Below are 8328 nucleotides of genomic sequence, written 5' to 3' on the forward strand. Positions count from 1 at the left end.
GATTATTTCGAAGCGTCCTGCATTTTCTCGCCGGCGCGTTCGACGCTGCGGCCAGCAGCGGCGGTGGTGTCGCTGACGGCTTCCTTGGCTTCGGCGGCGGCTTCGCGCGATTCCTGGCGTACTTCGGCGGTGGCGTTGTCGATGCGGTCGCCGGCGCGCTCGGCAGCGGCTTCGGCGCGGTCGCCGGCGGCTTCGATGCGGTCGCCCGCACGTTCGGCGGCGGCGTCGGCAGCGGCCACGCCTTCACGGGTTTCTTCGGCCACGGCGCGGCCGGCATTGTCGACAGCGGCGCCGGCTTCTTGCGCTGGGCCCATATTGTCGTTCTTGTTGCAGCCGGTGGCCAGGACGGCGACGGACAGCATGATGGCGGACAGGGCGAAGGTGGTTTTCATGGTGTGCTCCTTAAAATAAATGTTGTCGTTTAGCTTACACCTGCTGCTAATTTTTTGACTCACGCCACGACCGCAATCGTGCGCGACGAAGCCATTACAACATTTCCAACACTCATCCGCTGTGCGCTAGATAACGTAACAACGTTTCCGCATGCGGACTCAGGGTATTCGGATCGGCGAAGCACACCCGAAGTTCCCGGTTGGCCCAGGCGTCGTCGAGCGACACGATGCCGACCGGCAGCTCGCGCGCGAAGCGGCTGGCGGCGGCCTCGGGCAGCATGGCGATCCCGGCGTCCTGCGCCACCAGCTGGGCGATGGCGTCGAAGCTGGGCGCGCGCACCCGCACCTTGAGCGGGCGCCCGCTCTGCACTGCGCGCGACTCGACGAAGTGCTGCATCGGGCGCTCGGCGGGCAGGCAGACGAAGGCGAACTCGAAGGCGTCGCGCAGCCGGGTGGCAGGGCGCGCTCCCAGCGGGTGGCCGTTCGGCACCAGCAGCACCAGGCGGTCGGTGCGAAACGGCAGCGAGATCACGTCGCCGGTCGCCACGTTGCCGTCCAGGATGCCGATCTCGATCTCGCGGGCGCGCACCGCCTGCAGGATGTCGCGGCTGGTGCGTTCCTCGAGCTGCAGGTCGACTTCTGGATGGTCGCCCAGGAACACGCCCAGCGCGGCCGGCAGGAAGGTGCTGATCGCCACCGTGGTGCCGGCCAGGCGCACCGCGCCGCGCTGCGGCCCGCGCAGCTCGCGCACGGTATCGCGCAACTGCTCGACCTCGCTGACCACGCGCGCCGCGCGCTCCAGGATGAAGCGGCCGGCCGGCGTCGGCGCCATCCCGCCGGCCAAGCGGGTAAACACCACGATGCCGCAATCTTCCTCGAAGCCGCGCAGGCGGTTGCTGGCGGCCGACAGGGCGATCGGGAAACGCTCGGCCGCCTTGCTGAGGCTTCCGGCGTCGGCGATGGCCAGCAAGAGGCGGAGATCGGTCAGGTCGACGTGCATGGGGTTTCTCGTATCGCGAAGGCAGAGTCCAGGAGTGACGTATTCTAGCGCGGATGCTTTCGCGGCAGAATAAGGTCTTTGCCGCCAACATCCGATCATGAGTTCAACCCAAGCAGTTCTTCGCAGCTGGTCCCAGGATGGCCGCCTGTACGCGGTGCTCGCCGCCGCCGGCTTCAGCATGAAGGCGGTGTTCGTCAAGCTGGGCTATGCGGCGGCGCCGGTCGATGCGCTCACCCTGCTGGCCTTGCGCATGGGCTTCGCGCTGCCGTTGTTCCTGTGGCTGGCCTGGCTGGCGCGCGACCGCACCGCCGAACCGCTGTCGGTGAAGGACGGGCTCCACATCGCCGTGCTGGGTTTTCTTGGCTACTATCTTTCCAGCCTGTTCGACTTCTATGGCCTGGAAACCATCACGGCGGGGCTGGAACGGCTGATCCTTTACCTGTACCCGACCCTGGTCTTGCTGTTCCAGGTCTGCCTGACGCGCCAGCGGCCATCGGGCCGCACCTTGCAGGCGCTCGCGATCTGCTACCTGGGCCTGGGCATCGGCTTCGTGCACGACCTGCAGGTGACCGGCTGGAGCCGCGAGGTGATGGTGGGATCGGCCTGGGTGTTCGCCAGCGCGGTCACCTACGCCATGTACTATCTCGGCACCGGGGCGCTCGTGGGCCGGATCGGCTCCATGCGCCTGGCCGGCCTGGCCGGCAGCGCGTCCTGCGCGTTCGTGCTGGGGCACTTCGTGGCGGCTGGCGAGCTGGCCGCGCTGCCGGCGCTGCCGCCCGCGGTCTGGCTCAATGCCGGCCTGATGGCATTGGTGTCGACCGCGCTGCCGATCTACTGGCTGGCGCTGGCGATCGGGCGCATGGGCGCGCCGCAGGCGGCGGCGGTGGGCAACCTGGGGCCGGTGCTGACCGTGTTCGCTTCATGGTTGCTGTTGGGCGAACCGCTGTCGTTATATCAGTTGGGCGGGCTGGCGCTGGTGATTCTCGGGGTGGCCCGGCTCAAGCCGGCCCCGAAAAAGGTCGCTGCCTAGTCGAACAGGCCGGCGCCGTTCCAGCGCGGAAGCGGGCAGGCGGCGCGCGCCGGGACGGCCTTGGCCGCATGGCCTGATCCCAGTGCGCGCAAGAGGCGCGGAAAGGCCCGGCAATAACTGGACTGAACGCCCGCCAGGCGCGCCAGCTGGGCGTACTCGACCACGGCGCCAGGCGGGACGGCGTCCAGCACCTGGGCGATGCGCAGGCGCCAGTCGTCCGGCCACGACGCGAAGCCTTGACCGAGATTGCGCACCGGATCGCCCGGACGGATGACCCCGCCCTCGACCACGCGCGCCAGCACGCCGCGCCGGGCGCCGATCCTGGCCGCCAGCCGCTCGGCGTGCAGGTCGAGCCGGCCGCAGGCTTCGCAGGCGAACATCAGCCGCACCTTGGCCTCGGCCCCGATCTGCAGCACGGTGCCGGAAGGCAGACGTTCGACGTCGTCGTCGAGCAGGAGGTTTTCGCGCAGCGCCTGCGGCGCGAGCGCCAGGGCGGCATAGCCGGCACGCGAAGCCAGCAGCAACTGGCGCGGGGACAGCGGATCGAGATGGCGGTCGCCTTCGGCGCCGCTGCCCGCGATCAGCCGCATGCCGTCGACCCGCATCGGCGCGGGCGCGCCGGGAGGGCGGATCGACAGGGCGGCGATCACAGGGCCGGCGCCAACGCGGACGCCGACATCACGGCGCCGCGTGCAGCGCGCGCGCCGCCTCGCGGTACTTGGCGGCGTTGGGAACGTCGGTCCACGCCGGCTTGGCCGCGTCGTTGGCGATGTCCTGCAGGGCCAGGGCGATCATGCGGTTCACGCGCGCCATATTGTCGTAGTCGATCTTGTCCCAGGTGTCGTCCTTGCCGTGGTAGTCGGGGAAGCCGAAGGCCACTGCGAGCGTGTGCGCCGGCACGCCGGCGTCGGCCAGGGCCTGGTTGTCGCTGCGGGCGAAATAGCGGTCGCTGTTGGTCGGATGCTTCCAGAAGCGGATGCCGGTGCGCCCGGCGGCGCGCTGCAGCGTCGTGCCCACGGTGGAGTAGTCGAAGCCGGTCATGGTCGCCGACGAGACCTGCGGGCCCTCGCTGTCGTCGGTGCGGCCCAGCTGCTCCAGGTTCAGGTTCATCACGGTGTCCTTCAGCGGGAACACCGGGTGCTTCGCATAGTAGCGCGAACCCAGCAGGCCGAGCTCTTCGCCGAACAGGGCGACGAACACGATGCTGCGGCGCGGGCGTTCCTTCTGCGCGGCCATGGCGGCGGCGATCTCGATCATCGACACGGTGCCGCTGCCGTCGTCGTTGGCGCCGTTATAGATTTCGCCGTCGCGGATGCCCAGGTGGTCGTAGTGGGCGCTGAGCATGACGTAGGTATTCTTCAGTTGCGGATCCGATCCGCGCAGGACGCCGATCACGTTGCGCAGCTTGACCGGGCTGACGGCTGGCGCCACCACCTTGGCCGCGACGCTGGCGCCGCCCCGTTCGAGCGTGGCGGCGACGTCGGCCGCGTGCAGCAGCACGACCGGCGGGCCGTCCTTGGCCACCGGCTGGCTCGGGTCGATCAGCCAGCCGCCCTGGGTGCGGCCATGGCGGCGTTCGCGGTCGATCATCAAGACCAGCGCGGGTTTGCTCTGCAGCTTCGATTTCAGCACGCCGGCCGCGCCCGGGATCGCCGCCGCGGGCACGACCAGCACCTTGCCGTCGGCCGCGCCCTTGTCGTCCAGCGCCGCCTGCCATGGCATGAACACGGCCGGCGTGTTCCCGAGGGTGACCGGGTCGACGAAATTGGCCGAGGCGCCGCCGACCGGGACCTCGATCGTCTTGCCGCCAGCCTTCACCGTGAGCGTGATGTCCTTTTCGCCGCGCTTCGCGTACTGCCAGTGGGCGGTCTGGTAGTAGCCGTCGTCGCCGGCCGCCTCGAGCCCGGCGCGGCGGAACTGGGCGGCGATGTACTCGGCCGCCAGGTCGACGCCGCGCGACGGCGTGCCGCGGCCTTCGAGCAGGTCGGACGAGAGGAAGGACAGGTGGCCGCGCAGTGAGTCGGCCGAGATGTGGCTGGTGAGCGCATCAGGGGCGGACGCGCGGGGCGCGTCAAGCTGGGTCGCGCAGCCGGCGAGGGCGAGGCTGAGGCCGAGGACAGGGACAAGGTGACGCATGCGTTGACTTCCTTGGGTGGAAAAAATGGCAATATGACATGTCGGGCTAGTGCGGTCAATCGCCCGGTCGACAGGGCGTTTCGATGGCGATTTGCATAAGCTTGTATTTATTTATTCGTTTGGCATGCCATTTCCGCCGGGTATTATGCGTCTTCCACAGCAATTCAACGATTATTCGGTCATGACACATTCGCAGCATCCTGCTTCACGAACCCGCACGGCGCACCTGCCGGGCAAGGCCGGGTCGTGCTGTCGAATGTCGCGCAACTGATCGCCTGATCCATACCGCCGTCTTCCGCACCCGTCCCTCGAGGATGGGGCAGGAAGCGCACGCCCGCTGCGACGCCTGGAGCGCCGCCGCGGGAAGACCACTACCAGGAACACCATGCACAAACCACTCGCTATCGTCGTGGCGCTCGCCGCCGCATTCTCGCAACACGCCGTCGCCCAGGACATCGAAAAAGTCGTCGTCACCGGCTCCAACATCCGCACCACGCAAAAGGAAGGCGCCAGCGCGGTCCAGGTCATCTCCGCCAAGGAGCTGGCCGCCACCGGCAAGGCCAGCATCGCCGACGTGATCCGTTCGATCTCGGCCAACAGCGGCAACAGCTACAACGAACAGTTCACCGGCAGCTTCTCGGCCGGCACCGCCGGCCTGTCGCTGCGCGGCCTGGGCCAGAAGAACACGCTGATCCTGGTGAACGGCAAGCGCGTCAGCCCTTACGCCACCGCCCAGAACCTGCAGGAAGTCTTCGTCGACCTGAACAGCCTGCCGATGGCGGCGGTGCAGCGCATCGAGGTGCTGAAGGACGGCGCATCGTCGGTCTACGGTTCGGACGCCGTCGCCGGCGTGGTCAACATCATTCTCTACAAGGAGTTCAAGGGCACCGAGATCAGCGCCCAGGCCGGACGCTCCACCGAGGGAACCGGCCAGGACGACAAGAGCGTGACCCTGCAGTCCGGCTTCGGTTCGCTGGTCGAGGATGGCTACAGCGTCGTGTTCTCGCTTGATGCCCAGTGGCGCGACAAGCTGCAGCAGGACCAGGTGGGCTGGATGGCCGGCAGCGACTTCCGCGGCAATCCGAACGGGACCCTGGCCTGGGTGCCGACCAACTACGTCAACAACGACCCGACCCAGTGGCTGGGCGGCGCATCCGGCGCGAATGCGGGTCCGCTGGCGGTGCAGCCCTACGGCGAGATCACGCCTGGCCGCAGCGGTAACGTTCTGGCCTACAACCCGGCCACCTACAAGACCCTGATTCCGGGCATCCAGCGCGCCCACGCCTCGCTGCGCGGCGCCGTCAAGCTGGGCCAGGACCACGAGGCCTATGCCGAGGTGCTGTACGGCCGCTCGCGCGCCGACCAGACCTTCAGCGCACCGCTGACCGTCGGCACCGGCCTGCGCGCCTGGAACGACGCCACCCAGCAGCTCGACAACATCAACGTGGTGCTGCCGGTCGGCCATCCGAACAATCCCGGCGCCACGCCGCTGCCGTTCAACGCCACCCTGTTCGACCTGGGCCCGCGCATGAAGCAGGGCCGTGTGGAGTTCTTCCGCGTGTTGACAGGCGTGAAGGGCTATGCCGGCGGCTGGGAATACGACGCCTCGGTCGGCCACTCCGGCAGCGAGCTGAAGGAAACCGTGCAGAACTTCGTCAACCGCTACGAGTTCGAGAAGGTGCTCGCGGACGGCAGCTATGACTTCGTCAACCAGGCCAATAACAGCGAGGAAGTGCGCAACCGCCTGCGCCTGTCGACGCTGCGCCCGGCCGAGTCGAAGCTCACCACGGTCGACCTGAGCGCGACCCGCGAACTGGTGCAGCTGCCGGCCGGGGCGCTCGGCTTCGCCGCCGGCGCCCAGTGGCGGCGCGAAGAGATGGATTCGCAGACCTCGACCGCGGTGCTGTCGGGCACCGAGCTGCGCCCGGCGATCAACATCATCGATGGCAGCCGTGACGTGGCGGCGCTGTTCGCCGAGCTGAACGTGCCGGTGCTGAAAGACCTGAGCGTCAACCTGGCCGGGCGCGGCGACCATTACGACGACTTCGGCAGCGCCTTCTCGCCCAAGGCCAGCGTGCGCTGGCAGGCGGCGCCGTGGCTGCTGGTGCGCGGCACGCTGTCGCGGGGCTTCCGCGCGCCGTCGCTGCCCGAGATCACCAACTCGACCTCGGTCAGCTACGGCAACGTGGTCGATCCGCGCGATCCGATCTCGCCGACCCAGGCGCGCGGCATCACCAACCTGACGATCGCCAACCCCGACCTGTCGCCGGAGCGCTCGACCAATGCCAACTTCGGCATCGTGCTGGCCCCGAACAACCGCACCAGCCTGGGCCTGGACTTCTACCGCATCCGTACCGAGGGTGTGATCGGCACCGAATCGGCCGACAACATCATCGCCAACGAAGCGTCGGCGCCCGGCAAGATCGTGCGCGACGCCCAGGGCCGCATCCTGACCCTGTACCGCCAGTATGCCAACCAGGGCAACCGCGTGGTGTCGGGCTTCGACGTCGACCTGCGCCACGTGCAGCCGCTGGCCGCTTACGGCAAGCTGACCCTGAACGCGCAACTGAGCCGGGTGCTGTCGTTCGAACAGCCGCTGGCGGTCGGCCTGCCGCTCACGGAAGGCGCCGGCAACAACTACTTCGGCTCGATTCCGAAGTGGCGCGGCGTGACCGGCCTGAGCTGGGACATCCAGGACTGGAGCAATACGCTGGTGTGGAACTATGTCGACGGCTACGACCAGACCACCCGTCCGGGCGAGCGCGTCAAGCCGTACGGCACCTTCGACCTGAACCTGGCCTGGAAGGCGACCCAGGCGGCCACCGTCAGCTTCATCGTGCACAACCTGGGCGACAAGCGTCCGTCATGGGATTCGTCGACCGCCTTCTTCGACTACACCCAGGGCGATCCGCGCGGCCGGGTGGCGTCGGTGAAGGTCAATTACCGCTTCTAAGCGCTGCCGCGAAGCGGTTTCGGCCGCCCCCGTAGCCGCTTCGCACCGTGCTTTCTCCGGTTCGTCGCAGGACGGCTTGCCGGGCGCTCGCCCCCTCATTGACTATGCGGTCGAGGCTTTCGAGCGGGCCGCAGTGGACTACGTGCTCAAGCCGGTCAGCGCGGGCCGACTGGGCAAGACGGTGGAGCGCCTGCGCGCGCTGGTTGAGGCGCGCCGGGAGCAGGCAGCGGGCGTGGGGGGGCACGGACTCGCTGGGCCAACTGCTCGGCCAGCTCCAGGCGCTGCTGCCGGCGGCAGCATCGATCGAGCGCTTGACGACGGTGCGGGCGGCGGTCGGTAATGTGGTGCGGATGATCCCGGTGGCCGACATCGTGTTCTTCCAGGCGGTCGACAAGTACGTGAACGTGGCGACGGCGGACAGCGAGGCGCTGATTCGGGTGCCGCTGAAGGATTTGCTGCCGCAGCTCGATCCGGACCGGTTCCGACAGGTCAGCCGCAGCATGGTGGTGAATATGGCGTGCGTGCTGAGTGCGGTGCGGGATGACATGGGCAAGGTGACCCTGAACCTGCGCGGGCGGGCGGACAAGCCGCGGGTGAGTCCGGTGTATGCGCATTTGTTCAGGCAGATGTCGGCTACTTGTGACGCTACTCGACCTCCGGGAAGAACATCACGCTGTCGACGTCACCATTGCTCTTGTCTGTCAAAAAGACCAGTAGATAACCGGTGTTTGTCAACGTAGTTGTCGCGTCATCTCAAGCTGCTTGCTGTAGTGCTTCTGGCCGAATCCGTTCCGGATTCAACCAGACTTGATCGTCA

7 protein-coding genes are annotated in these 8328 nt (G+C 67.9%); 3 read left to right on the top strand and 4 right to left on the bottom strand.

Annotated elements, in window-relative coordinates; translation table 11 throughout:
• Positions 1-2 precede the first annotated feature (2 nt).
• Positions 3-392, bottom strand: coding sequence for a hypothetical protein (locus tag HMPREF9710_RS23475; protein ID WP_005670599.1), 390 nt, complete (start codon positions 390-392; stop codon positions 3-5).
• A 112-nt stretch (positions 393-504) separates the two neighbouring features.
• The gene (locus tag HMPREF9710_RS23480) at positions 505-1392 is read right to left on the bottom strand and encodes a LysR family transcriptional regulator (protein ID WP_005670601.1); all 888 of its coding nucleotides are present in this window, start codon (positions 1390-1392) and stop codon (positions 505-507) included.
• Between the two features lie 97 nt (positions 1393-1489).
• Between HMPREF9710_RS23480 and HMPREF9710_RS23485 the strand changes: the two genes are divergently transcribed.
• Entirely contained in the window at positions 1490-2422 is a 933-nt protein-coding gene (locus tag HMPREF9710_RS23485) for a DMT family transporter (protein ID WP_005670603.1), read from the top strand.
• Here the strand turns inward: HMPREF9710_RS23485 and HMPREF9710_RS26775 are convergent.
• Both HMPREF9710_RS26775 and HMPREF9710_RS23495 read right to left on the bottom strand, forming a co-directional pair.
• A complete protein-coding gene (locus HMPREF9710_RS26775; RefSeq protein ID WP_051205178.1) occupies positions 2419-3072 on the bottom strand; it encodes an MOSC domain-containing protein in 654 nt (217 codons plus the stop codon). The genes HMPREF9710_RS23485 and HMPREF9710_RS26775 overlap by 4 nt on opposite strands.
• Positions 3073-3100: 28 nt before the next feature.
• Positions 3101-4558, bottom strand: a complete 1458-nt coding sequence (locus HMPREF9710_RS23495) for a M28 family peptidase (protein WP_005670605.1) — start codon at positions 4556-4558, stop codon at positions 3101-3103.
• Positions 4559-4943: 385 nt separating this feature from the next.
• Between HMPREF9710_RS23495 and HMPREF9710_RS23500 the strand changes: the two genes are divergently transcribed.
• Together HMPREF9710_RS23500 and HMPREF9710_RS28960 are read left to right on the top strand one after the other, a co-directional pair.
• Positions 4944-7511: a TonB-dependent receptor plug domain-containing protein gene (locus tag HMPREF9710_RS23500; protein WP_005670607.1), complete on the top strand. Its 2568-nt coding sequence runs from the start codon at positions 4944-4946 to the stop codon at positions 7509-7511.
• A gap of 350 nt (positions 7512-7861) precedes the next feature.
• Positions 7862-8251, top strand: a complete 390-nt coding sequence (locus HMPREF9710_RS28960; RefSeq protein WP_371855240.1) for a LytTR family DNA-binding domain-containing protein — start codon at positions 7862-7864, stop codon at positions 8249-8251.
• The last annotated feature ends 77 nt before the right edge of the window (positions 8252-8328 follow it).

The sequence above is a fragment of the Massilia timonae CCUG 45783 genome (genome assembly GCF_000315425.1).
Lineage (GTDB): Bacteria > Pseudomonadota > Gammaproteobacteria > Burkholderiales > Burkholderiaceae_D > Telluria > Telluria timonae.

Coding starts and splice junctions, on each gene's coding strand:
- HMPREF9710_RS23475 (WP_005670599.1), bottom strand. CDS start 392: ATGAAAACCACCTTCGCCCTGTCCGCCATCATGCTGTCCGTCGCCGTC.
- HMPREF9710_RS23480 (WP_005670601.1), bottom strand. CDS start 1,392: ATGCACGTCGACCTGACCGATCTCCGCCTCTTGCTGGCCATCGCCGAC.
- HMPREF9710_RS23485 (WP_005670603.1), top strand. CDS start 1,490: ATGAGTTCAACCCAAGCAGTTCTTCGCAGCTGGTCCCAGGATGGCCGC.
- HMPREF9710_RS23495 (WP_005670605.1), bottom strand. CDS start 4,558: ATGCGTCACCTTGTCCCTGTCCTCGGCCTCAGCCTCGCCCTCGCCGGC.
- HMPREF9710_RS23500 (WP_005670607.1), top strand. CDS start 4,944: ATGCACAAACCACTCGCTATCGTCGTGGCGCTCGCCGCCGCATTCTCG.
- HMPREF9710_RS28960 (WP_371855240.1), top strand. CDS start 7,862: ATGATCCCGGTGGCCGACATCGTGTTCTTCCAGGCGGTCGACAAGTAC.